Origin of the sequence: Bradyrhizobium sp. AZCC 1578 (assembly GCF_036924675.1) — a bacterium.
GTDB lineage: Bacteria > Pseudomonadota > Alphaproteobacteria > Rhizobiales > Xanthobacteraceae > Bradyrhizobium.
Window position 1 is genome coordinate 6,364,996 of record NZ_JAZHRZ010000001.1, and the last position, 23,224, is coordinate 6,388,219.

Consider the following 23,224-nt stretch of genomic DNA (forward strand, 5'->3'; position numbering starts at 1 on the left):
AGAAGCAATCCATCGCGTCACAAGCTGAGGAATGGATTGCTTCGTCGCTTTGCTCCTCGCAATGACGGTTGCATCGAAATCAACCTACGGCATGCTCAGTTCATGCCTTCCGACCACCATCCAGTGCACCTCGTCCGGACCGTCGGCGAAGCGGAGGTGGCGGACGTCCTGGTACATCTCGCCGAGCGGGCTCCACTGCGAAATGCCGGTCGCGCCGTGCATCTGGATCGCCTGGTCGATGATCCTGCAGGTGCGCTCCGGCACCATGGCCTTGACCATGCTGACCCAGATCCGCGCCTCCTTGTTGCCGAGCACGTCCATCGCCTTGGCGGCTTTCAGCACCATCAGGCGCATCGCCTCGATTTCGCAGCGCGCCTGGGCAATGATCTGCAAGTTTCCGCCGAGATGGGCGATCTTCTTGCCGAAGGCTTCGCGGGTGAGCCCGCGCGAAACCATCAGGTCGAGCGCCTTTTCCGCCTTGCCGATCGTGCGCATGCAGTGATGGATGCGCCCGGGCCCGAGGCGGACCTGCGAGATTTCAAAGCCGCGGCCTTCGCCGAGCAAGATGTTCTCCTTCGGTACCCGGCAATTGTTGAAGCGCAGATGCATGTGGCCGCGCGGCGCGTGGTCGTGGCCGAACACGTGCATCGGGCCCAAAATCTCGACGCCGGGGGTGTCGATCGGCACCAGGATCTGCGACTGCTGCTTGCTTGGCGGCCCATCGGGATTGGTCTTCACCATCACGATCATGATCTTGCAGCGCGGATCGCCGGCGCCGGAGATGTAATACTTCTCGCCGTTGATTACCCATTCGTCGCCGACGAGTTTTGCCGTGGTGGAAATATTCTTGGCGTCGGAGGAGGCAACGTTGGGTTCGGTCATCGCGTAGGCCGAGCGGATTTCGCCTGCCAGCAGCGGCTTCAGCCACTTCTCCTTCTGCTCCTTGGTGCCGACGCGCTCCAGCACCTCCATGTTGCCGGTGTCGGGCGCGGAGCAGTTCATGGTCTCCGACGCCAGCGGATTCTTCGCCAGTTCAACCGCGATATAGGCGTAGTCGAGATTCTTCAGGCCTTCGCCGGTCTCGGCATCGGGCAAAAAGAAATTCCACAGGCCTTCTTCCTTGGCCTTGTCCTTGGCCTTCTGCAGCACCGCCAGTTGCTCCGGCGTAAAGCTCCAGCGGTCCTTCTTGCCCTCGCCGAGCCGCATGAACTCGACCGACATCGGATCGACGGTCTCGCGGATGAATTTTTTGACGTGCTCGTACAGCGGACGAACCTCGTCCGACATGCGCAAATCGTTGAGTTCTTCGCCCGGGTTGAGATTGTAGGTCGTCGTCCGCGGGATGTAGGCGTGTTTCATGGATTATTCCTCCCATTTGCGCAGACCATTCATCGCGCACTCGGCTCGTTGGCCGGCAATGTAGACGGCGGGGAGGGGCTTGCACAAGCACGGGCGCGCGACGCTGGATTTTCCGCCTTATGGCAAGCGCGTAGTGCGTGGATGGGTTAGAGCCAACGGCCGGACCCGTTGGCTCTACCCATCCTACAATTCATTTGCGCCTGGCGTGCCGATCGAACGCGCTCAGCACGGCGAGCGTCATCGCGGTGACGCCGGTTTCGATGGTCGGCCTCGGCACCGGCGCGAACAGCGGCGAATGATTGGACGGTATCGGCGGGCCACCGTTGCGTGCCGAGACGATACGTTCCTGGTCATAGACGCCGATGTTGAACATCATCGACGGTACGCCCGCGCCGGCGAATTCGGAGAAATCCTCGCTGGCGGTCCCCGGCGGCGAAATCTTGAACTTATCGCCGAATGCCGCCTTCAGCACGTCTGCGGTGGCCGCGACCACATCCGGATCGTTCATGACGGGCTTGGTACCCTCGACGATCTTGATGTCGGGAGCGGGAGCGTCCGACATCGCCGCGGCCGCCTTTGCCGTTCGTTCGATCCCGGCATGTAGTTTGGCGCGAACCTCGGGCTTGTAGGAGCGAATGGTGCCGGAGAGCCGCACCGAGTCGGGGATGATATTTGGAGCGGTGCCACCGTGAATGGCGCCGATGCTCACGACACCGAATTCAGTCGGGTCTTTTTCACGGCTGATCACGCTTTGCACTTCGACAATGAAGCGCGCCGCTATCCCGACGGGGTCGACGGTCGTGTGCGGCGCCGAACCGTGACCGCCGCGGCCGTGGAATGTTACATCGAGGCCGTCGGCGGCGGACGAGCCTACTCCTGTGCGATAGAAGCCCGTGCCATGAGAGAACGGACCGGCATGCAGGGCGAGGGCGATATCGGGTTTGGGGAAGCGCGTGAACAGGCCATCCGCCAGCATGGCCTTGGCGCCCGCCACGATTTCCTCCGCCGGTTGGGCGATGAACATCAGCGTGCCGCGCCAATGCTCTTTCAGGCCAAGCAGCGTCTTCGCCGTCCCGACCCAGCTCGCCATGTGGATATCGTGGCCGCAGCTATGGGCGACGAATACCTCCCGCCCGTTCCAGTTGGCCTTGTCGCGGCTCGCATAGTCGAGGCCGGTCTTCTCCTCCATCGGCAGCGCATCGAGCTCGGTGCGCACCATGATGGTGGGGCCGTCGCCGTTTCGGTAAATGGCGACCAGCCCGGTCTTGCCGACCTTCTCGGTGATCTCGAAGCCGAGCGCGCGCATTTCCGCGGCAAGCCTGGCGGCGGTCTTCGCTTCCTGAAACGCAAGCTCAGGATGGGCGTGGATTTCCTTGTAGAGCGCGTCGAGCTTCGGATAGTCGCTTGCGAGCGAGGCTTCGATCGCCTTCTGCAGGGTGGCGACATCGAGCTCGGCGTGGGCGGGCAGCGTGATGGTTGCGAATAGCGCGGCGGACGCCGCCAATGAGATGACAGATCGCTTCATGGCCGGACGTTCCTTCGATTGTGCCGCAACCCGTGCTGCGTAGGGTGGGTTACGCCTTCGGCCAAACCCACCCTACAATCTTCGTTTACGCCGGCATCCTGTGCATCGCGCAGATCTTGTTGCCGTCGAGATCGCGCAAATAAGCGAGATAGAGTTTGCCCGCGCTGCCCTCGCGGATGCCCGGCGGATTTTCGCAAGTCGTTCCGCCATTGGCGATGCCGGCCGCGTGCCAGGCGTCGGCCTGTTCGGGCGAGTCGGCCGCAAAACCGATGGTGCCGCCATTGGCGGGCGTCGCGGGCTGGCCGTTGATCGGCTTGGTCACCGAGAATATTCCGGTCTTGGTGATGTAGAAAATGCGGTGGCCGTCGACCCGTGCCGGCCGCACACCGAGCGTGCCGAGCAATGCGTCATAGAACGCCTTGGCCTTGTCGAGGTCGTTGGTGCCGATCATCACATGCGAAAACATTTCTTCAATTCCCTCCCAGTTTTTCCGGACGAACAACGCAAATTGCTTGCCACTTCACTTTCCCGGGCCGCCTCATCACGCTGCTCGTTGCCGGGCAATGTAGACGGCGGCGCGGGCGTTCTACAAGCAGCTCGGTCCGGTAGCCGAAAAACCACGCGATCCCACCGGATTGCGGATCGTTAATCCGGCTGGCGCGTTGGTTCCTGTCGCCAAACGCGGCGCCTCGACGCACCTCGGCATCTTGAAGCGTGGCCACGGGAGTTCCTACCTTTGGGATGCCAGCCCGGCGTATCCGCCGCGGGCGGCAAGGAGACGACAATGAGCTATTTTAAGACTGCCATTCTGTTGGCCGGTCTGACCGGCCTCTTCATGGGCGTCGGCTATCTGATCGGCGGCGCCACCGGTGCCACGATCGCGCTCGTGATCGCGGCTGCGACCAATATTTTCGCCTACTGGAATTCGGACCGTATGGTGCTGTCGATGTACGGCGCCCATGAGGTCGACCAGCGCACGGCGCCCGACCTCTTCAACCTCGTGGCTGAACTCGCCGGCCGCGCCGGCCTGCCGATGCCGCGCGTGTTCCTGATGGACGAGCCGCAGCCCAACGCCTTCGCCACCGGCCGCAATCCGCAGAACGCGGCGGTCGCCGTGACCACGGGTCTGGTGCAGTCGGTCAGCCGCGAAGAACTCGCGGGCGTGATCGCGCACGAGCTCGCACACATCAAAAATCACGATACGCTGCTGATGACCATCACCGCGACCATCGCCGGTGCGGTCTCGATGCTGGCGCAGTTCGGCATGTTCTTTGGCGGCAACCGCGACAACGGTCCCGGCATCATCGGATCGATTGCCATGATGATCCTGGCCCCGCTCGGCGCCATGCTGGTGCAGATGGCAATCAGCCGGACCCGCGAATACGCTGCCGACGATCTCGGCGCGCGTATTTGCGGTCAGCCGATGTGGCTTGCGTCCGCTCTGGCCAAGATCGCCAATGCCGCGCATGTCGTGCCGAATGTCGAAGCCGAGCGCAATCCGGCGACCGCGCACATGTTCATCATCAACCCGTTGTCGGGTCAGGGCATGGACAATCTGTTCACGACGCACCCCTCGACCGAGAACCGCATCGCCGCGTTGCAGCAGCTAGCGGCGGAGCTTGGCGCGCAGGGCGGCACCTTCTCCAACGCGCGCGCCAACTATCCGGGCCGCGGCCCATGGGGCCGGACTTCAACCTCGCGCGGCCCGTGGGGATAGACTGACCGTAGGGTGGGCAAAGGCGCTCTTGCGCCTTGCCCACCATCTCTCGTCGAGCGCACTTCTCTGATGCGCGTCGTCCCTGCCTCCGTGCGCAATCGCGCACGCGGCTCGGGGACCCATAACCACCAGCCTACATTGTTGAAACGCAGCCGTTGCCCCGAGTGCCCATTTCGCCGGCCGCGGAGTATGGGTCCCTGCGTTCGCAGGGACGACGATGGAGATCGCCTACGTCAACCAACCTCAAAACGCCGTATACCCGCCATCGATCACAAAGCAATCCGCGGTATGATACGACGATGCCTGGCTCATGATGTACACGGCGATGCCGCCAAAATCGCTCGGCTCGCCGAAGCGGCGCACTGGAATACGCGGCATTACGTTGGCGACGAATTTGTCGTTGGCCATCAGCCCCGACGTCATGTCGCTCTTGATCCAGCCGGGCAGGATCGCGTTCGCGGTGACGCCGTAGCGCGCCAGCTCGACCGCGAGCGCGCGGCACAGCGCGTTCAGCGCCGCCTTGGTGCCGGCGTAGTGCTCGTTGCGCGCGGTGCCGAACAAGGACGCCAGGCTCGAGGTCGCAACTAGCCGGCCGAATTTGTCGCCGGCTTCCGCACGTTCGGTCATGTGGCGGGCGGCGGCCTGAAACACGTGGAAGACGCCGTCGAGATTGGTCGCGAACATTTTTCGCCATTCCTCCTCTGTGCGGTCGATAAAGGCGCGCCGTCCGCCGCCGCCGATGCCGGCATTGGCAAAGCAGCCGTCGACGCGGCCGAACGTATCGAGCGTCGCCTTCATCGCGGTCTTGACGGAGGCGGGGTCGGTGACGTCGCAGATCTGCGTATGGACCTTGCCGGGCCCGGCCGACATGGTTGCCGCCGCGCTCTTGTTCTTGTCGCCATTGCGGCCCCAGATCGAGACGTTGCAGCCTTGGGCGTTCAACGCCTGCGCAATGCCGAGGCCGATGCCGCCATTGCCGCCGGTGATGACCGCCGTGCGGCCGGTGAGGTCAAAGATGCTCATTGGATGTTTCCATTTTGTTTGGCAACAGAGTTGCGCCCTGCGGCGGGCAGATGTTCTGGCGCAAGCATGGACAACGCCGCCCAGAAAATCAAATATGGGCGAGACATCGTCCGGTCTTCCGCGCAGCGAAATAGCGCGTAAACACAAGTTAAGAGGAAGCAATGCAGTTCAAGCACGTCACGCTCGATTTTGATGGCGCGGTCGCCGTTCTCAAGCTCGACCATCAGGAGGTCATGAACGCGGTCTCGATGGACATGCTGGGTGGGCTTGGCGAAGCGCTCGACGCGATCGAGGAGAAGCGAGAGGAGGTGCGCTGCCTCGTGCTGACCGGCGCCGGACGCGCCTTCTGCACCGGCGCCAATCTGCAGGGCCGCAACAACCAGAAGCCCGGCAAGAGCAATGCCGGTCAATCGCTGGAAATCGGCTTTCACCCGTTCCTGCGGCGGCTGCGCCGGCTGCATTGCCCGATCGTCACGGCCGTCAACGGTCCTGCCGCGGGCGCCGGCATGAGCTTTGCGCTGATGGGCGACATGATCCTCTGCGCCCGCTCGTCCTATTTCCTGCAGGCGTTCCGCCGCATCGGCCTGGTGCCGGACTGCGGCTCGACCTGGCTGTTGCCGCGCATGATCGGCAAGGCGCGCTCGGTCGAATTGTCGCTGATGGGCGAACGGTTGCCGGCAGAGAAGGCGCTGGAATGGGGCCTCGTCAACCGCGTCCATGACGATGCCGACTTGATGGAGGAGGCGATGAAGCTCGCGCATGAGCTCGCCAATGGCCCGACCATCGCGCTGTCGCTGATCCGAAAGCTCTACTGGGACAGCCCGGAAAATTCCTTCGAGGAACAGCTCAACCTCGAATTCGAATCGCAACGCATCGCGGGCGCGACGGAAGATTTCAAGGAAGGCGTTGGCGCCTTCCTCGAAAAGCGCCCCGCCAAATTCAAAGGCAAATGATCGAGGAGCAACTTTGGCGCTGCGTCGCCTCCTGGTATCGGGGAGCGACCGGTGTGACCGGGGCTGCCAAGCTCTCCGGCGGCGCCAGCCAGGAGACCTGGACGTTCGATATCGTGCATCCGGCCGGCAATATCGGTGCCATCCTGCGCCGCGCGCCGCCGGGCTATGGCGCATCGCCGGGGCGGGCCGCCGGCCTCGATGCCGAGGCGACGCTGATGCAATTGGCGCATGACGCCGGCCTGCCGTCGCCGCGCGTGATGCATGTGCTGAAGCCGGAGGACGAGCTCGGCCGCGGCTTCATCATGCAGCGCATCGAGGGCGAGACCATCGCGCGCAAGATCCTGCGTGATGAGCAATTCGCCAAGGCGCGGCCGATCCTGGCGCGGCAGTTGGGCCGCGTCATCGCCGGCATTCACGGCTTAGCGCCGACGAAACTGCCGAAGTTGCGCGAGATGAGCGCAACCAGGGAGATCGCCGATCTCGAGCCGGAATACCGCAGCTTCAACTGGCCGCGGCCGGTGTTCGAACTGGCGCTACGCTGGCTGCGTGAGCGCGATCCCGGACCGTCGCAAGAGGTGACGCTGGTGCATGGCGATTTCCGCCACGGCAACCTGATCATCGGCCCCGACGGCGTCCGCGCGGTGCTGGACTGGGAGCTCGCGCATGTCGGCGATCCGATGGAAGATCTGGGGTGGATCTGCGTCAACTCCTGGCGCTTCGGCGAGATCGACAAGCCGGTCGGAGGTTTCGGGACGCGGGAGGAATTGTTCGCCGGATACGAGGAAGCCGGCCGCACGGTCGATCCTGATCGCGTGATGTTCTGGGAAGTGATGGGCACGCTGCGCTGGGGCATCATGTGCTGCGGCATGATGCAGCGTTTCCGGCAAGGCCCCGACCATTCGATGGAACGCGCCATGATCGGTCGGCGTTCCTCGGAGACGGAGATCGATCTGCTACGGCTACTCGCGCCGCGAGGAAAGTAGGATGCAAGACGAACCGACCCCCACCGAACTGATCAAGGCGGTCGCGGATTTCCTCCGCAACGAGATTGCGCCCACCGTCAAGGGCCACAACGCCTTCAAGCTCCGCGTCGGCATCAACGCGCTCGACCTGGTGACGCGGCAATTGGCGCTGGAGCAGGGCAGCGATGCCGCCGAAGTCGCGCGGTTGAAGCAGTTGCTCGGCATGGATGGCGCGTTGATAGATCTCAATCGGGCGCTCTGCGAGAAGATCGCGAACGGAGAGGTCGATCTGCAGACACCGGGATTGGCAGAACATCTCTGGCAGACCACGATGGACAAGCTGGCCGTCGATCAACCGAATTACGCGTCATACAAAAGGGAGCTTGAGGGCAAGGGTGGCTAGTTCGGCGTCGTCCCTGCGAACGCAGGGACCCATAACCACAGGCATTCGTGATGACGAACGGTCTCTGCCACCGCGCCGCCAAGAGAGATCACGCAGTATGGGTCCCTGCTTTCGCAGGGACGACGATGGCGAGTCAATTGCTACCGCCCCAGCCATTTCGGCGGACGCTTCTCGGCAAACGCCTTCGGTCCTTCGATGTAATCCTGCGAGGCCGCCATCGCCTTCACGGCCGGATACTCGCGCTGCTCGGCGATCGCCTGTTCCAGCGACACTTCGAGGCCGCGCTGAATGGCCTGCTTGGAGGCACGGATCGACATCGGCGAGTTCTTGCAGATCGTCTCCGCCCAGCGCTCCGCCGCGGCGAGTGCTTCACCGGCCGGAACCACCTCGTTGACGAAGCCGAGTTCGAGGCCTTCTTTCGCCGAGACGTGGCGCGCGGTGAGGATCATGCCCATGGCGCGCTTCAGCCCGATCTGCCGCGGCAGCCGGTGCACGCCGCCGGCAAGCGCGGCGAGGCCGACGCGCGGCTCGGGCAGCGCGAAGGTCGCATTCTCCGAGGCAATGATGAGGTCGCAGGCCAGCGCGATCTCGAAGCCGCCGCCCATCGCGACGCCGTTGACGGCGGCGATGATCGGCTTGTCGCAGTCAAAGCGCGAGGTGAGGCCGGCGAAACCGCCCTTGTCCCAGCCGCGCTTTCCGCCGGCCGCCTGCCATTTCAAATCGTTGCCGGCGCAGAACGCCTTGTCGCCGGCGCCGGTGACGATCGCCACCCATTGCTCTGGATCGGCGGAAAAATCGTCGAACACCTTGTTGAGCTCGAAATGCGCGTCGATATGCAGCGCATTGTACACTTCCGGCCGCGACAGCGTGATGATCGTGATCGGCCCCTTGCGTGTCACCTTGGAGAATTTCAGGTCCATGTTTGCTCCCGTTTCGATTTTCTGCGGCGAAGAATATTGGCCGCGATCATAGCGCCAGCCAGTCGTCCGAAACCATCCAATTACGCAAGGCCCCCGCGCGTGCCAAGGCCTGCTCCGTTGCTTGACTTGGGCCTGGTCTTCTCACTCTATTCCGTTCGAGCAGGAGCGCTACGCAGCGCCTAAACGCAAATCAAAACAAACAATATTCCCGGGAGACCGCCTTGGATTTCAACCTGCCTGCCGACCTCACGGCCTATCTCGACGAACTCGATCGCTTCATCGCGCGCGAGATCAAGCCGCTGGAGGAAGCCGACGACAACATCCGCTTCTTCGATCATCGTCGCGAATGGGCGCGTACCGATTTCGAAAACGGCGGCTTGCCTCGGCATGAATGGGAAGCGCTGCTGCGCAAGGCCAAGAACCTCGCCGACGCCGCCGGCCATTTGCGCTTCGCGATCCCGAAGCGCTATGGCGGCAAGGACGGTTCCAACCTCTGGATGGCCGTCATCCGCGAGCATTTCGCCTCAAAGGGCCTTGGCCTGCACAATGATCTGCAGAACGAGCATTCGATCGTCGGCAACCTGCCGCTCGTGACCATGCTCGACCGCTACGGCACTGACGAGCAGAAAGCGATGATCGAAGGCTCGATCACCGGAAAATACCGCATCACCTTCGGCCTCACCGAGCCTGATCACGGTTCCGACGCGACGCATATGGAAACCAGGGCGGTGCAGGCGACGCGTGACAACGTCAAGGGCTGGATCATCAACGGCCAGAAGATGTGGACGACCGGCATGCATGTCGCGACCCATTGTGCGCTGTTCGCCCGGACATCAGGCAATGACGGCGACGCGCGCGGCATCACGTGCTTCCTGGTGCCGAAGAGCAAGGGCGTGAAGGTCGAGGAGTATATGTGGACCTTCAACATGCCAACGGACCATCCGCGCGTCAGCTTCACGGATGTGTTTGTCCCTGAGGATGCACTGTTCGGCGAGATCGGCCGCGGACTGTCGCTGGCGCAATGTTTTGTGCACGAGAACCGGATCCGGCAGGCGGCGAGCTCGCTGGGCGCGGCGGTCTACTGCATCAATGAGAGCGTCAAATATGCGCGCGAGCGAAAGCCGTTCGGTAAGGCGTTGGCCGAAAACCAGGCGATCCAGTGGCCCTTGGTGGAGCTGGCGACGCAGGCAGAGATGTTGCGTCTATTGATCCGGAAGACCGCCTGGGAGATGGACCAGCTCACCCAGGCCCAGGTCGAGCACACGCTCTCTGACCGCGTGTCGATGTGCAACTACTGGGCAAACCGCCTGTGCTGCGAGGCCGCCGACCGCGCGATGCAGGTACATGGCGGCATGGGCTATTCGCGCCACAAGCCATTCGAACACATCTACCGCCACCACCGCCGCTACCGCATCACCGAAGGCAGCGAGGAAATCCAGAAGCGCAAGGTAGCGGGATTCCTGTTCGGCTATATGGGCGCTGGGAAGCATTGAGGAGAAAAGCTAAGGGAGAAGATCATGGAAGGTGGATGTACATGCCGGCATATCCGCTACCGCCTGAACGGCAGGCCTATGATCGTGCATGCCTGCCATTGCACCTGGTGCCAGCGCGAGACCGGCACCGTGCACGCGCTCAATGCTATGTACGAAGCCGACAGAGTCGAGCATATCGCCGCCGAGCCCGAGATCATCGACACGCCGTCGGCGAGCGGCAAGGGCCAGCGCATCGCGCGCTGCCCGGTGTGCAAGGTCGCGGTCTGGAGCAACTATCCGGGCTCCGGGCCCGCCGTGCGTTTTGTCCGCGTTGGTACCATGGATGATCCGTCGCAGTGCCCGCCGGACGTTCACATCTTCACCTCCACCAAGCAGCCCTGGGTGACTCTGCCGCCGGGCGCAAAGGCGTTTGCCGAATTCTACGATGTCAACGAGGTCTGGTCGGACGAAGCCAAGGAGCGCCGGCGGGCGCTGCGCGAGCGGGTAAAGAAGTAGGTGCTAGGCCGTCATTGCGAGCGAAGCGAAGCAATCCATGTCGCGGCATAACGGACAGATGGATTGCTTCGTCGCTTGCACTCCTCGCAATGACGGCGGCAGGCTAGTTCACCTGCCGGTCCTTGCCCGCCCAATACGGCTCACGCAGATTCCGCCGCAAGATTTTCCCCGACGGATTGCGCGGCAGCGCTTCCATGAAGTCGACCGATTTCGGCGTCTTGAATCCCGCAATGCGTTCGCGCGTAAAATTGATGATGTCGGCGGCATTCGCCTGCTTGCCCGGCTTCATCACCACGATCGCCTTCACCGCTTCGCCCCATTTGTCGTCGGGGATGCCGATCACGGCGGCTTCGGCGACATCAGGATGATCGCAGATAGCGCTTTCGACTTCGGCCGGGTAGATGTTCTCGCCGCCGGAGATGATCATGTCCTTGATGCGGTCGTGGATGTAGAGGTAGCCGTCCTCGTCCATGTAGCCGGCATCGCCGGTGCGCAGCCAGCCGTCGCTGCCGAGAGTCCTGGCGGTGGCCTCCGGCAGGTTCCAGTAGCCGACCATGTTGGAGCCGGAGCGGGTCGCAATCTCGCCGACCTGGCGCGGCGGCAACTGGTTGCCGTCGGGATCGAGGATCGCAAGCTCGATGCCGGGCAGCGCCTTGCCGGCGGAGCGCATGCGCTCCAGCCCCTCGACATGATCCTCGGGCGGAAGGGCGACGATGGTGCCTGTCGTCTCGGTCATCCCATACAACTGCACGAAGCCGCACTTGAACACCTCGATGCACTCTTTGAGCAACGCAGCAGGAATCGGCGATGCGCCGTAGAGCATGTATTTCAGGCGCGAAAAATCCACCTGCCGCGCCCGCGGTTGCCGTACCACGAACTGCATCGCGGCAGGTACCATGAACAGTTTTGTAACGCCGGACTGCTCGAAGAAGTCCAGCACCTTGGTCGGATCGAACTCGCGGGCGATCACGCCCTTGGCGCCGTGATACAGCCCCATCACGCCCCAGCCGGAGCCGCCGATGTGGAAAACCGGCATCGCCACCAGCGAGACGTCGTCGCTCGACCATTTGTTCCATTCGGGCTTCTCGGCCTCGCTGCCGGCGTGCACCAGATTGAGGAAGTTGGCGTGCGACAGCATCGCGCCCTTGGGCTTGCCCGTGGTGCCCGAGGTATAGAGCTGGATCGCGATATCCTTCGGGCTGATCGCCACGTTCCGATCGTCGCCGCTGGCGGCGTCGCGCCAGGCCGTAAAATCCTGCCATTCCGGCGCGCCGCCCTCGGTGGTGATCACGTGGCGCACGTCGGGCAGTTGCGCCTTGATGTTGCGAACCTGCGTGATGAACTCGGGTCCTGCGAACAGCACCGGCGCCTTGCAGTCGCCGACGATGAAGGCGATCTCGGGACCGGCGAGCCGCCAGTTCACCGGCGCCATCACCACCTTGGCCTTCATCGCGCCCATCAGCAGTTCGAAATAGATGTCACTGTTCTTGCCGAGGTAGGCGATCCGCTCGCCCGGCTTGACGCCCATCGCAATCAGCGCATTCGCCACGCGGTTGGTCTTGATGTCGAACTCGGCGAAGCTGGTCTGGCGTCCCTCGAACTCATAGGCGATCGCGTCGCCGCGCGTTCTGGCGCGTTCGCGCACCATGTCGACGAGGGTCGTCAATTGCTGCGAAGCGGACATGTCTCTCCCGTATCGTCTTGTTATCGTTGCGCGGAGTTTGGCGGTATCGCGCGACAAAGACAATACGGCTCAGTCGTCCCTGCGAACGCAGGGACCCATACGCCGCGGCCTATCGGAAGGACGATGCGGCTGGTTGCCTTCGTAACAACTGGCGCTGGTGGTTATGGGTCCCTGCTTTCGCAGGGACGACAACTACCCCCGCGCGGCGCGGTCCTTCTCGTTCTGCGCCTTGATCGAGTCGCGCGCCTTGCTCCAGTCGTCGTCGCTCCAGTCGCGCAACTGATAGAAATTGCCGCCCATCGCGAGCGCCTGCGCGCCGTCCATGGCAATGGTCTCGCCGTTGATCCAGTCGCAACCGCCGGAGATCAGGAATACCGCGAGGTTCTGCAATTCCTCCATGGTGCCGACGCGGCCCATCGGGTTCTGCGCCCGCGTGCGCGCGCCGGCCTCGTCGCCCGGCTTGATGCGCTTGCTCATGCCTTCGGTCGGGATTTCGCCGGGCGCAATGGTGTTGAGGCGGATGCCGTATTTGCCCCATTCGACCGCAAGCGACATCGTCATGGCGTGGATCGCCGACTTGCTCATCGCCGACGGCACCACATAGGGCGAGCCATTGCGCACCCAGGTCACCGTGATCGATACCACGTTGCCGCGTTGCTTGGCGGCGATCCAGCGCCGACCGACAGCGTGCGTCACGTAGAAGGTGCCGTGCATGACAATGTTGGCGACGGCATCAAAGCCGCGCGGCGAGAGCTCTTCCGAGCGCGAGATAAAATTGCCGGCGGCATTGTTGATGAGATCGGTGAGGGGACCCGAGGTCCAGATCTGTTCGATCATTTCATCAACGGCCATGGCATTGCGAATGTCGACGCCGTGGCTAACCACGCGCCCGCCATGCAGATCCATCAATTCGGTTGCGGTCTCGTCGCAGACGATCTTGCGGCGGCCGCAGATGTGGACCTCGGCTCCCAGTTGGAGGAACCGCGCGGCCATGGATTTGCCGAGGCCGGTGCCGCCTCCGGTCACGAGAATGCGTCGCCCGGCGAGAAGCTGATCGTTGAACATCGTTTCCACCCAAGGGGATTGTCTGTTAATTGGTCGATTGACTAAAACCGGACAACACCGTTCTGTAAAGCAGCAACTGAGGAGATTTTTTCATGGAGCAGCGCGTCTCGATCTCGATTTCGGACGGCATTGCCGATGTCCGGTTGGTGCGTGCCGACAAGATGAATGCGCTCGATGCCGCGATGTTTGAGGCACTGGTGGCCACTACCGAGCGGCTGGCCAATGAAAAGGGCCTCCGGGTGGTAGTATTGTCCGGGGAGGGGCGGGCGTTTTGCGCCGGTCTCGATATGGGACGCTTTCAGGCCATGAAGGAAAGCGGCGGTAACGGGATCGCCGGCGGCGAGAAGCGCGACCTCACTGCACGCACCCATGGCATCGCGAACTTTCCGCAAGCTGCGGTTTGGGGCTGGCGCCAGCTTCCGGTGCCGGTGATCGCCGCGATCCAGGGCGTGGCGTTCGGCGGCGGCTTCCAGCTCGCGCTCGGGGCCGACATGCGATTCCTCACGCCAGACGCGCGGATGTCGATCATGGAAATCAAATGGGGCCTGGTGCCCGACATGGCCGGCACGCCCATTCTCGCAAGCCTCGTCCGCGACGATATTTTGCGCGAACTCACCTATACCGGCCGCATCTTCTCCGCGCAGGAGGCCATGAGTTATGGTCTCGCGACGCGGATCTGCGACGATCCGCGCACGGCAGCTTTCGAGGTCGCACGCGAAATCGCCGGCAAAAGTCCCGACGCGATCCGTGCCGCCAAGCGTATGCTGAACAAGCTCTCCGTCGATCCGGCTCCGGCGCTGCTGGCCGAATCCGTCGAGCAGCAGAAGCTGCTCGGCAGCCCCAACCAGACCGAAGCCGTGCGCGCCAATATGGAAAAGCGCGCGCCGCGGTTTGCGGACGCGGGGTAATATCAGCCCCTCATCCTGAGGAGGCGCCAAAGCGCCGTCTCGAAGGATGTAGGCCCGTCTGTGGCCTCATGGTTCGAGACGCGCGAAGACGCGCTCCTCACCATGAGGGTCATCAAAACCCGACAGCAGATCGGAAAGAGACAATGTCAGCCTCCCAACTCTTCCTCGGCATCATCAGCGGCGAGCGCCGGCGCGACCACGGCGAAGTCGCCGAACGGACCGAGCGCATCGCCTGCGGGCTGCAAAGGCTCGGCGTCAAACAAGGCGACAGCGTCGCCATGTTGATGCGCAACGACATCACCTTCATCGAAGCGGCTTATGCCGCGATGCGGCTCGGCGCCTATGGCGTGCCGGTCAACTGGCACTTCAAGCCGGAAGAGATCAACTATGTGCTGAAGGATTCGGGCACATCCGTGCTGGTCGCGCATGCCGACATGCTGCATCAGCTACGCGAGGCGATCCCGCAAGGCGTCACGGCGCTCAGCGTGCCGACCCCGCCGGAGATTCTCGGCAACTACAAGATCAATCCGGATCGTCTGACGACGCCCGACTTCGCGATCGATTACGAATCCTGGCTGAACCAACACCAGCGCTATGAAGGCCCGGCGGTGCCGCAGCCGCAGAACATGATCTACACCTCCGGCACGACGGGCCATCCCAAGGGCGTGCGCCGCTTTGCGCCGACGCCGGAGCAAAGCGCCAACGCCGAGCGCATGCGCGCGCTGATCTACGGCCTCAAGCCGGGTGCCCGCGCATTGCTTCCAGGGCCGCTGTATCATTCCGCGCCGAACTCGTTCGGCCTGCGCGCCGGCTGTCTCGGCGGCGCCCTGGTGATCATGCCGCGCTTCGACGCGGAACAATTTTTACGCGTGGTCACGACCGAGAAGATCGACACCATCTTCATGGTGCCGACCATGTTCATCCGGCTGATGAAGCTGCCCGAGGAAGTGCGCAGGAAGTATGACATGTCGTCCTTGCGCCATGTCATCCATGCTGCCGCGCCCTGTCCGGCGGACGTCAAGCGCGCGATGATCGAATGGTGGGGGCCGATCATCCACGAATTCTACGGCTCGACCGAGTCAGGTGCGGTTACGTTTGCGACTTCCGAGGACGCGTTGAAGAAGCCCGGCACCGTCGGCAAGATCGCGCCGGGTGCGGAATTGCGCTTCATCGGCGACGACGGCAGGGAACTGCCGCAGGGCGAGATCGGCGAAATCTACTCGCGCATCGCAGGCAATCCTGATTTCACCTACCACAACAAGCCGGAAAAGCGCGCCGAGATCGATCGCGACGGTTTCATCACCTCGGGCGATGTCGGCTATATCGACGCGGACGGCTATGTCTTCATCTGCGACCGCAAGCGCGACATGGTGATTTCAGGCGGCGTCAATATCTATCCGGCCGAGATCGAGGCTGCGCTGCATGCGATTCCCGGCGTGCACGATTGCGCGGTGTTCGGCATTCCCGACGCCGAATTCGGCGAGGCGCTGATGGCTGTGGTGGAGCCGCAGCCGGCGGTGACGCTAGATCCGAGTTCCATCCGCAACCAGCTCAAGGTCGCGCTGGCCGACTACAAGGTGCCAAAGCACATCGAAATCCAGTCCAACCTGCCGCGGGAAGATTCCGGCAAGATCTTCAAGCGCCGCCTGCGCGATCCCTATTGGGAGCGGGCAGGGCGGAGGATTTAGCCGGCGCCGCCGTGCCAGCGCGAAGGGGGCTCCACTGCGTCCGGGATACCCCGGTGTGCACCGCCTCCATCTTTATCTTGCACCGCGGCAAAAAAATTGCACACTCGGAAGAGCCGGGCAGTTTGAGGTGGCCAGCCAATGTCTTCCCAGACCATGCCTTCCGAGATCGAAGTCCGGTCCAACCGCAGCGACGAGGCGCTGGCGTTGGAGGAGGATGCGCGGCTGCGGACCGACATTCGCCTGCTCGGGCGGATTCTCGGTGATACCGTCCGCGACCAGGAAGGCGCTGACGTCTTCGATCTGGTCGAACGTATCCGGCAAACCTCGATCCGGTTCCACCGGGACGAGGACAAGCTGGCGCGGCGGGAACTCGAGACCATCCTCGACAGCATGTCGATCAGCGATACCGTGCGGATCGTCCGCGCCTTCAGCTATTTTTCTCATCTCGCCAACATCGCCGAGGACCAGAACAACATCCGCCAGATGCGTGGCCGCGGTCCCGGCGGGCCGCGACCGAGCGCGCTGACCCAGACGCTCGCTCACGCAAAGACCGCCGGGATCAGCGCGGCCGAGCTGCGCCGCTTCTTCGAGGGGGCCCAGGTCAGCCCGGTCCTGACGGCACATCCCACGGAAGTCCGTCGCAAGAGCACGTTCGACCGCGAGATGGAGATCGCCGCGCTGCTCGACCGGCGCGAGCGCGTCCAGCTTACGCCGGAGGAGGCCGAGGCCTGCGACGAGCAGTTGCGCCGCGCCGTACTGACGCTGTGGCAGACCAACCTGCTGCGCCGGACCAAGCTGACCGTGCTCGACGAAGTCGCCAACGGCCTGTCGTTCTACGACTACACCTTCCTGCATGAGGTGCCGCGGCTGCATTGTGCGCTGGAGGACCGGCTGAACCGGGAGGAGGACGGCGCGCCCGGCGAGCTGGCGTCGTTCCTGACCGTGGGAAGCTGGATCGGCGGCGATCGCGACGGCAACCCCTTTGTCACTGCCGACGTCATGCGCGGCACGCTGCGCCTGCAATCGAGCCGGGTGATGAACTTCTATCTGGAAGAGTTGCATGTCCTCGGCTCCGAATTGTCGCTGGCCGCGCACCTCGCCGACGTCTCCGACGAATTGCGCGCGCTGGCCGAGCGGTCGCCGGATACTTCGCCGCACCGGAGCGGTGAACCCTATCGGCTCGCGGTATCCGGCATCTATGCAAGGCTGACCGCGACCGCTGCAAAGCTCGAGGTTGAGACGACGCGTCGTCCGGTCGGCGAGGCCGCGCCTTATGCGAGCGTGAAGGAGTTCAAGGCCGATCTCGACGTTCTGAATCGTTCTTTGATTGCGAACAATTCGGGCGTGATCGCGCGCGGTCGGTTGCGCTTGCTGCGTCGTGCCGTGGATTGCTTCGGCTTTCATCTGGCCCGGCTCGACATCAGGCAGAATTCCGCGGTGCACGAGCGCACGGTCGCGGAACTGTTCGATGCCGCGATTCCCGGCATGTCCTATCTGGCACTGAATGAGGAGGCCCGCGTCCATCTGCTGCTGCGCGAGCTGCGCAGTGCAAGGCCGCTGAGCTCGGTGTTCGTCAAGTACAGCGAAGAAACACGCGGCGAACTCGCCATGTTCCGTGCCGCCGCCGAGGCCCATGCGCGCTTCGGCCCCGACGTGATCCACCAATGCATCATCTCCATGTGCAAGGGCATGTCGGATATGCTGGAGGTGGCGGTACTGTTGAAGGAGGTCGGCCTCGTCAATCCTTCCGGCCGCAGCGCCATCAACATCGTGCCGCTGTTCGAAACCATCGAGGATCTGCAGGCTTCATCCGGCATCATGGATCGGATGCTGGCGCAGCACGATTACCGCCGGCTGGTCGACAGCCGCGGCGGCATCCAGGAAGTGATGCTCGGCTATTCCGACAGCAACAAGGACGGCGGTTTCGTCACGTCGGGCTGGGAGCTGTATAAGGCCGAAATCGAACTGGTCGACGTGTTCGAGCGTCATGGCGTGCGCTTGCGGCTGTTCCACGGCCGTGGCGGATCAGTCGGCCGCGGCGGCGGGCCGAGCTATGACGCCATCATCGCGCAGCCCGGCGGCGCGGTGAACGGGCAGATCCGCATCACCGAGCAGGGTGAAATCATCTCCAGCAAATATTCCAATCCGGAAGTCGGTCGCAACAATCTGGAAATCTTGGCCGCGGCGACGCTGGAGGCGAGCCTGCTGCATCCCAGGCAGAGCGCGCCGCGGAAAGAGTATCTCACGGCAATGGAGCAATTGTCGGCGCTGGCATTCAAGGCCTATCGCGGGCTGGTCTATGAGACCGAAGGCTTTGCCGATTATTTCTGGGGCTCCACCGTCATCACCGAAATCTCGACGCTCAACATCGGCAGCCGCCCGGCGTCGCGCAAGAAAACCCGCGAAATCGAGGACCTTCGCGCCATCCCCTGGGTGTTCAGTTGGGCGCAGTGCCGGTTGATGCTGCCGGGCTGGTACGGCTTTGGCTCCGCGGTCGAGACCTGGATCGCGGAGCACCCGGAGCAGGGCATGGCCTTCCTGCAGGAGCTCTACCGCGAATGGCCATTCTTCCGCACGCTGCTGTCGAACATGGACATGGTGCTGGCCAAGAGCTCGATTGCGATCGCCTCGCGCTATGCCGAGTTGGTGCCGGACGTGGCCTTGCGCGAAAGCATCTTCGGGCGCATCCGGCGCGAGTGGCATGCCTCGATCGAGACCTTGCTCGACATCATGGGCCATGAGCGCCTCTTGCAGGGCAACCCGCTGCTGGAACGCTCAATCCGCAATCGCTTCCCCTACCTCGATCCGCTCAACCACGTGCAGGTCGAACTGTTGAAGGAGCATCGCTCGCATAGTCCGGACGAGCAGGTGCTGCGCGGGATTCAGCTTACGATCAACGGGATTTCTGCGGGGTTGAGGAATAGCGGGTGAGGTGAGCAAACTTCGGCCGTCGTCCCTGCGAACGCACTAGGGCATCTACACGCTTGCCGGGCCATATACGAGGAGTTGGAAGCGAGCCATTCCCATGTGGAAGGTGATTGGTCCAGGTGGGCGATGAGAGGCGTAACCGGTCCATCCGCCGAGCTTTGCGATGATCCATGCCGCCCAGGCGACAGTGTTGGGGCGATGGTGGTTCTTCTGGAGCTCGGTGCGGCCTTTCAGGGTTTTGTTGATGGCCTTGAGCGCTTCGATCTCGTCCGGCGTGAACACAAATTCGACCTGCAATTGTTCGCCGCCATTGCGGGCTTGAACGAGCTGGATGACGATACATGCTACTCTGGTGGCGATCGCCACGAGTTTGATCAGGCCTTCAGCGCTGTCGAGCTGACTATCCTCGATGCGCAGACCCTGGCTCTTCAGCGAGCGAAAGAGCTGTTCGATGATCCAGCGCTGCTTGTACCAGGAGACGATCCGCCAGGCATCGGCGGCGGTGACGACCGGATGAGTGGTCAGGAGCAACCAATGAATGGGCTTGGCGCTCTTCGGGGGGTGCAACTCGACGACCTCCACGAAGCTGACTTTGACGCCCTGTGGCAGGTCTTTCACGCCGGGGCGCTGCGGTCGTTTGAGCACAACGGTTCCCAGGCGCATGGAGAGGTGGGCCTGGCGACCGTGGCGATCCATTCGCTTTGGTAGATCGATCACCGCCTTGTCGCAGAAGCGGGCCCGCGCGACCGCCTGATAAAGCGTGCCGCCATCGACCAGCGCATGGTCGTGCATGGCGCGCGACAGGAGGTGGACATTGTCAGCGGGTGTCAGCGACCAGTGAGCAAAGAAATCCCCCTCGCGGTCGTTGACGACGGTGATCATACGAGCAGCGACCAGAACCTCGCAGCCTTGCTTAGCCGTCGTCACCCAGCGCGCCGATTCCTTGTCGGCCAAGGCGCGCTTCTCGTGAGCGATCCTGGCCTTGCGCTTGCGCGTCCACACCTCACCGCCGGTGAGCCCGAGACAGACCCCGCTATCGGCATCGACCGCCATCATGGCATGCAGCAGCACGCCGCGAGCATTGCCTTTGCCGACCTTGCCCAAGTCGCGCCGATGTCCCGGACGAGTGTGGAAGTTGATCTCGCTGGTGTCCTGGATCGACAGCACATGACGCCCGCTGACCGCCATCGACGTCTGCAGGCTCCAGCCTTCAATCAGCTTGTCGATCGTGACTTGCGGATTGTTCACAAACCGCCAGAACGCCATGTTCGCGGCCCAGTTGCCCTGCGCCATCTGGCGCAAACAGACACTGCGCGTGCAAAGCATAGCCCGGAGAAGCGCCGCCCCCTTTTATCGAGGCGAACGTCTCCAAACTTACCCAGGGACAAATCCGGTTCCTGCTGCATCTCTGGCGCTCCTTCGAATCAAAGCGCCAGAGAGAGAATCATACAAAACGCTGCGGCGAACGCACATCATGCCGCCCCGAGTCAATCTGTCGCGTCCCCAAGACGTGTAGATGCCCTAGTGCGAACGCAGGGACCCATACCGCGTGATCTATCAGTAGGGGGAGGATGGGAGACATCATCCTTCAGCTACAGAACCCTGTGGTTATGGGTCCCCGCGTGCGCGGGGACGACTCGTGGTGGGAGATCGCACCTAACAATCAGCGCCCTTTGCGTTCACGGTTTCAACGCGCCCTGCGCACTTGTGTAGACCGCATAGAGCGATGATGAGCCGCAGATGTAGAGCCTATTGCGCTGCTGACCGCCGAAGCACAAATTGGCGACGGTTTCGGGAATGTGGATCTTGCCGAGCAGATCGCCGTCAGCGGTATAGCAACGCACGCCGTCCTCGTTCGGATCGCCCCAACCCACGGAGCACCACAGGCGCCCGGCGGTATCGCAGCGCAGCCCGTCGGTAATGCTGGGCTTGGGCATGTCCGCAAAGACCTTGCTGTTCGAAAGCTTTCCGGCCGCGAGATCCACGTCGAACACGCGGATATGCGACGGGTTATCCGGTCCGTCGGTGAAGCCGGTATCGCAGATATAGAGCTTCTTCTCGTCAGGTGAGAAGCAAAGGCCGTTCGGCTGCACGAAGTCATCGACCACCATCTTGATGTCGCCGGATTTCGGATCCACCCGGTAGACATTTTTCTTTTCCTGCTCGGGCTCCGCCTTGATGCCCTCGTAATAGCCGCCGATTCCGTAGGCTGGATCGCAGAACCAGATCGAACCGTCGGCCGCGACGACCGCGTCGTTCGGCGAGTTCAGTTTCTTGCCGTTGTATTTGTCGGCGATGATGGTGATCGAGCCGTCGAGTTCGGTCCGGGTGACCCGGCGGCCGGAATGTTCGCAGGTGATCAGGCGTCCCTCGCGATCGATGGTGTTGCCGTTCGAGTTCATCGAGGGCTGGCGATACACGCTGAGATGACCGTCATCCTCCGAGAAGCGCATGATGCGGTTGTTGGGAATATCGGAGAACAGAACGTAACGCCCGGCTGCGAAGTAGACCGGACCTTCGGCCCAGCGGAATCCGGTCGCGACGCGCTCCACCGCCATCGTGCCGGCGAAGGCCGGGAAACCGGTCGGTCCGAACGAAACCTTCGGCTTTTTCATCGACTCCAGGCGAGAGTCCGGATAGCGGGCGCCGGGAAGCGGGCCGAGCGGCAGGGGCGGCGTTGCCGTGGTTGGCGCGGCGGTCTGGCCGAGCGGCGCGACGGAGGCCGCGGAGGCCGTCTTCATCGTTACGGCCGAGGCGGCGAGTGCTGCCGCGCCGGTCAGTATCTTGCGACGGTCAAAACCGCCGCCTTGTTGCTGGGAATCGGAAAAGGTCAGCGAGGTTGTCATGATTTCCTCCCGTGTATTTTTGTTTGGGAGGAAAAACATCAGCCTGCATTCCGGCATAAAGCGGGCGGGCTGTGGTGAAATAATTGGACATGGAGGAGGAGTCGTCTCCCTGCGTTCGCAGGGACGACGGAATAGAGGCGAGAGCCCCTCAACTTGTCGCCCCTGCGAAAGCAGGGGCCCATAACCACCGGCTTTCGTTGTGTGATAAGGTGTCTGCTACCGCGCTTCCTCGATAGATCACGCGGTATGGGTCCCTGCGTTCGCAGGGGCGACTGTGTGGAGAGTCTTCCTCAGATAGGATCCCACGTGAAGATGTCTGCGGAGCGATCGAGCTTGTAGAACGATCCCGCGAGCGCCGGCATGCCGTGCTCGGCAATAGTCTGCGGCGTCCAGCCTTCGCTCCGCTGCACCGAGCGCAGCGGACGATTCTGGCTGAACAGGAAAATCTCGTTCATGCGGACGCCGAAGATCTGTCCGGTGACGTCCTTGGCGGCATCAGAGAGCAAATACGCGCATAGCGGCGCGATCTTCTCCGGACCCATCTGCTGGATCTTCGCTACGCGCGCCTTCTCGGCCTCGGTCTCGGTCGGGATGGTGCCGATCATGCGAGTCCAGGCGAACGGCGAGACGCAATTCGAGCGGACGTTGAAGCGGCCCATGTCGAGTGCGATCGACTTCGACAGGCCGACGATGCCGAGCTTTGCGGCGGCGTAGTTGGCCTGGCCGAAATTGCCGATCAGGCCCGAGGTCGAGGTGAAGTGCACGAAGGAGCCGCTCTCCTGTTCGCGGTACAGCCGCGCTGCGGCGTGGCTGACATAGAACGAGCCCATCAGGTGCACCTTGATGACGGCCTCGAAGGCTTCGACGCTCATTTTGTGGAAGATCATGTCGCGCAAGATGCCGGCATTGTTGACGACGCCGTCGAGCCGGCCGAAATGATCGGTCGCCGTCTTGACGATCTTGCTCGCGGGGATCGCTTCCGCCACCGACTCGAAATTGGCGACGGCGGTGCCCCCGCGCTTCTTGATCTCCTCGACCACCTCCTCGGCGGGCGCCGCGTTCGATCCGGCGCCGTCGGCAGCGACGCCGGGATCGTTGACGACGACTTTTGCGCCTTCCGCGGCGCAGAGCAGCGCGATCTCGCGGCCGATGCCGCGGCCGGCGCCGGTGACGATGATGACTTTGTCTTGCAGTGATTTTGTCATTGTGTTGCTCCGGTTGTCCCCGTCATCCGGGATGGTGCGAACCACCAGAC

At 62.9% G+C, this 23,224-nt stretch carries 19 protein-coding genes; 9 read left to right on the forward strand and 10 right to left on the reverse strand.

Annotated features, from left to right (window positions below; genetic code table 11):
* Window positions 1-84: 84 nt before the first annotated feature.
* The 3 genes from V1290_RS30365 to V1290_RS30375 form a co-directional block, all read right to left on the reverse strand.
* Complete coding sequence (locus V1290_RS30365) at window positions 85-1,359, reverse strand: acyl-CoA dehydrogenase family protein (protein WP_334367775.1); 1,275 nt, start codon at window positions 1,357-1,359, stop codon at window positions 85-87.
* Window positions 1,360-1,549: 190 nt separating this feature from the next.
* The gene (locus V1290_RS30370; protein WP_334367776.1) at window positions 1,550-2,884 is read right to left on the reverse strand and encodes an amidohydrolase; all 1,335 of its coding nucleotides are present in this window, start codon (window positions 2,882-2,884) and stop codon (window positions 1,550-1,552) included.
* An 85-nt stretch (window positions 2,885-2,969) separates the two neighbouring features.
* The gene (locus V1290_RS30375; RefSeq protein WP_334367777.1) at window positions 2,970-3,350 is read right to left on the reverse strand and encodes a VOC family protein; all 381 of its coding nucleotides are present in this window, start codon (window positions 3,348-3,350) and stop codon (window positions 2,970-2,972) included.
* 318 nt (window positions 3,351-3,668) lie between these two features.
* Between V1290_RS30375 and htpX the strand changes: the two genes are divergently transcribed.
* The gene (htpX, locus tag V1290_RS30380) at window positions 3,669-4,601 is read left to right on the forward strand and encodes a zinc metalloprotease HtpX (RefSeq protein WP_334367778.1); all 933 of its coding nucleotides are present in this window, start codon (window positions 3,669-3,671) and stop codon (window positions 4,599-4,601) included.
* A gap of 243 nt (window positions 4,602-4,844) precedes the next feature.
* Here the strand turns inward: htpX and V1290_RS30385 are convergent, their stop codons facing one another.
* Entirely contained in the window at window positions 4,845-5,624 is a 780-nt protein-coding gene (locus V1290_RS30385) for an SDR family NAD(P)-dependent oxidoreductase (RefSeq protein WP_334367779.1), read from the reverse strand.
* Window positions 5,625-5,785: 161 nt separating this feature from the next.
* On the opposite strand from V1290_RS30385, the gene V1290_RS30390 reads away from it, so the two are divergent.
* The 3 genes from V1290_RS30390 to V1290_RS30400 are packed head-to-tail and all read left to right on the forward strand — an operon-like array spanning window position 5,786 to window position 7,942.
* Complete coding sequence (locus tag V1290_RS30390; protein WP_334367780.1) at window positions 5,786-6,577, forward strand: enoyl-CoA hydratase/isomerase; 792 nt, start codon at window positions 5,786-5,788, stop codon at window positions 6,575-6,577.
* On the forward strand, window positions 6,574-7,560 hold the full coding sequence (locus V1290_RS30395) for a phosphotransferase family protein (RefSeq protein WP_334367781.1): 987 nt from the start codon (window positions 6,574-6,576) through the stop codon (window positions 7,558-7,560). Before V1290_RS30390 ends, V1290_RS30395 begins: the two co-directional genes overlap by 4 nt.
* 1 nt (window position 7,561) lies before the next feature.
* Window positions 7,562-7,942 (forward strand): DUF6285 domain-containing protein, encoded by a 381-nt coding sequence (locus V1290_RS30400; protein ID WP_334367782.1) that lies wholly within the window; start codon window positions 7,562-7,564, stop codon window positions 7,940-7,942.
* A 140-nt stretch (window positions 7,943-8,082) separates the two neighbouring features.
* On the opposite strand, the gene V1290_RS30405 is transcribed toward V1290_RS30400, so the two are convergent.
* Entirely contained in the window at window positions 8,083-8,862 is a 780-nt protein-coding gene (locus V1290_RS30405) for an enoyl-CoA hydratase-related protein (protein WP_334367783.1), read from the reverse strand.
* Window positions 8,863-9,083: 221 nt separating this feature from the next.
* On the opposite strand from V1290_RS30405, the gene V1290_RS30410 reads away from it, so the two are divergent.
* Entirely contained in the window at window positions 9,084-10,355 is a 1,272-nt protein-coding gene (locus V1290_RS30410) for an acyl-CoA dehydrogenase family protein (protein WP_334367784.1), read from the forward strand.
* Window positions 10,356-10,379: 24 nt separating this feature from the next.
* Window positions 10,380-10,850, forward strand: a complete 471-nt coding sequence (locus V1290_RS30415) for a GFA family protein (protein WP_334367785.1) — start codon at window positions 10,380-10,382, stop codon at window positions 10,848-10,850.
* 103 nt (window positions 10,851-10,953) lie between these two features.
* Here V1290_RS30415 and V1290_RS30420 read toward each other — a convergent pair whose 3' ends face one another.
* Complete coding sequence (locus tag V1290_RS30420) at window positions 10,954-12,534, reverse strand: fatty acid--CoA ligase (RefSeq protein WP_334367786.1); 1,581 nt, start codon at window positions 12,532-12,534, stop codon at window positions 10,954-10,956.
* 192 nt (window positions 12,535-12,726) lie between these two features.
* Complete coding sequence (locus V1290_RS30425; RefSeq protein ID WP_334367787.1) at window positions 12,727-13,599, reverse strand: SDR family oxidoreductase; 873 nt, start codon at window positions 13,597-13,599, stop codon at window positions 12,727-12,729.
* Between the two features lie 92 nt (window positions 13,600-13,691).
* Between V1290_RS30425 and V1290_RS30430 the strand changes: the two genes are divergently transcribed.
* The 3 genes from V1290_RS30430 to ppc all read left to right on the forward strand — a co-directional run bounded on the left by V1290_RS30430 (window position 13,692) and on the right by ppc (window position 19,126).
* Window positions 13,692-14,507, forward strand: coding sequence for a crotonase/enoyl-CoA hydratase family protein (locus tag V1290_RS30430; RefSeq protein ID WP_334367788.1), 816 nt, complete (start codon window positions 13,692-13,694; stop codon window positions 14,505-14,507).
* A gap of 143 nt (window positions 14,508-14,650) precedes the next feature.
* Window positions 14,651-16,195, forward strand: a complete 1,545-nt coding sequence (locus V1290_RS30435; protein WP_334367789.1) for an acyl-CoA synthetase — start codon at window positions 14,651-14,653, stop codon at window positions 16,193-16,195.
* 138 nt (window positions 16,196-16,333) lie between these two features.
* Window positions 16,334-19,126, forward strand: a complete 2,793-nt coding sequence (ppc, locus tag V1290_RS30440) for a phosphoenolpyruvate carboxylase (RefSeq protein WP_334367790.1) — start codon at window positions 16,334-16,336, stop codon at window positions 19,124-19,126.
* Window positions 19,127-19,171: 45 nt separating this feature from the next.
* Here the strand turns inward: ppc and V1290_RS30445 are convergent, their stop codons facing one another.
* The 3 genes from V1290_RS30445 to V1290_RS30455 all read right to left on the reverse strand — a co-directional run bounded on the left by V1290_RS30445 (window position 19,172) and on the right by V1290_RS30455 (window position 23,174).
* Complete coding sequence (locus V1290_RS30445; RefSeq protein WP_334368994.1) at window positions 19,172-20,416, reverse strand: IS4 family transposase; 1,245 nt, start codon at window positions 20,414-20,416, stop codon at window positions 19,172-19,174.
* Between the two features lie 386 nt (window positions 20,417-20,802).
* On the reverse strand, window positions 20,803-21,738 hold the full coding sequence (locus V1290_RS30450) for an SMP-30/gluconolactonase/LRE family protein (RefSeq protein WP_442895086.1): 936 nt from the start codon (window positions 21,736-21,738) through the stop codon (window positions 20,803-20,805).
* 521 nt (window positions 21,739-22,259) lie between these two features.
* A complete protein-coding gene (locus V1290_RS30455; protein WP_213255746.1) occupies window positions 22,260-23,174 on the reverse strand; it encodes an SDR family oxidoreductase in 915 nt (304 codons plus the stop codon).
* Window positions 23,175-23,224: the final 50 nt, after the last annotated feature.

Coding starts and splice junctions, on each gene's coding strand:
- V1290_RS30405 (WP_334367783.1), bottom strand. CDS start 8,862: ATGGACCTGAAATTCTCCAAGGTGACACGCAAGGGGCCGATCACGATC.
- V1290_RS30365 (WP_334367775.1), bottom strand. CDS start 1,359: ATGAAACACGCCTACATCCCGCGGACGACGACCTACAATCTCAACCCG.
- V1290_RS30425 (WP_334367787.1), bottom strand. CDS start 13,599: ATGTTCAACGATCAGCTTCTCGCCGGGCGACGCATTCTCGTGACCGGA.
- V1290_RS30455 (WP_213255746.1), bottom strand. CDS start 23,174: ATGACAAAATCACTGCAAGACAAAGTCATCATCGTCACCGGCGCCGGC.
- V1290_RS30420 (WP_334367786.1), bottom strand. CDS start 12,534: ATGTCCGCTTCGCAGCAATTGACGACCCTCGTCGACATGGTGCGCGAA.
- V1290_RS30375 (WP_334367777.1), bottom strand. CDS start 3,350: ATGTTTTCGCATGTGATGATCGGCACCAACGACCTCGACAAGGCCAAG.
- htpX (WP_334367778.1), top strand. CDS start 3,669: ATGAGCTATTTTAAGACTGCCATTCTGTTGGCCGGTCTGACCGGCCTC.
- V1290_RS30435 (WP_334367789.1), top strand. CDS start 14,651: ATGTCAGCCTCCCAACTCTTCCTCGGCATCATCAGCGGCGAGCGCCGG.
- V1290_RS30445 (WP_334368994.1), bottom strand. CDS start 20,416: ATGGCGCAGGGCAACTGGGCCGCGAACATGGCGTTCTGGCGGTTTGTG.
- V1290_RS30415 (WP_334367785.1), top strand. CDS start 10,380: ATGGAAGGTGGATGTACATGCCGGCATATCCGCTACCGCCTGAACGGC.
- V1290_RS30450 (WP_442895086.1), bottom strand. CDS start 21,738: ATGAAAAAGCCGAAGGTTTCGTTCGGACCGACCGGTTTCCCGGCCTTC.
- ppc (WP_334367790.1), top strand. CDS start 16,334: ATGTCTTCCCAGACCATGCCTTCCGAGATCGAAGTCCGGTCCAACCGC.
- V1290_RS30370 (WP_334367776.1), bottom strand. CDS start 2,884: ATGAAGCGATCTGTCATCTCATTGGCGGCGTCCGCCGCGCTATTCGCA.
- V1290_RS30430 (WP_334367788.1), top strand. CDS start 13,692: ATGGAGCAGCGCGTCTCGATCTCGATTTCGGACGGCATTGCCGATGTC.
- V1290_RS30400 (WP_334367782.1), top strand. CDS start 7,562: ATGCAAGACGAACCGACCCCCACCGAACTGATCAAGGCGGTCGCGGAT.
- V1290_RS30385 (WP_334367779.1), bottom strand. CDS start 5,624: ATGAGCATCTTTGACCTCACCGGCCGCACGGCGGTCATCACCGGCGGC.
- V1290_RS30390 (WP_334367780.1), top strand. CDS start 5,786: ATGCAGTTCAAGCACGTCACGCTCGATTTTGATGGCGCGGTCGCCGTT.
- V1290_RS30395 (WP_334367781.1), top strand. CDS start 6,574: ATGATCGAGGAGCAACTTTGGCGCTGCGTCGCCTCCTGGTATCGGGGA.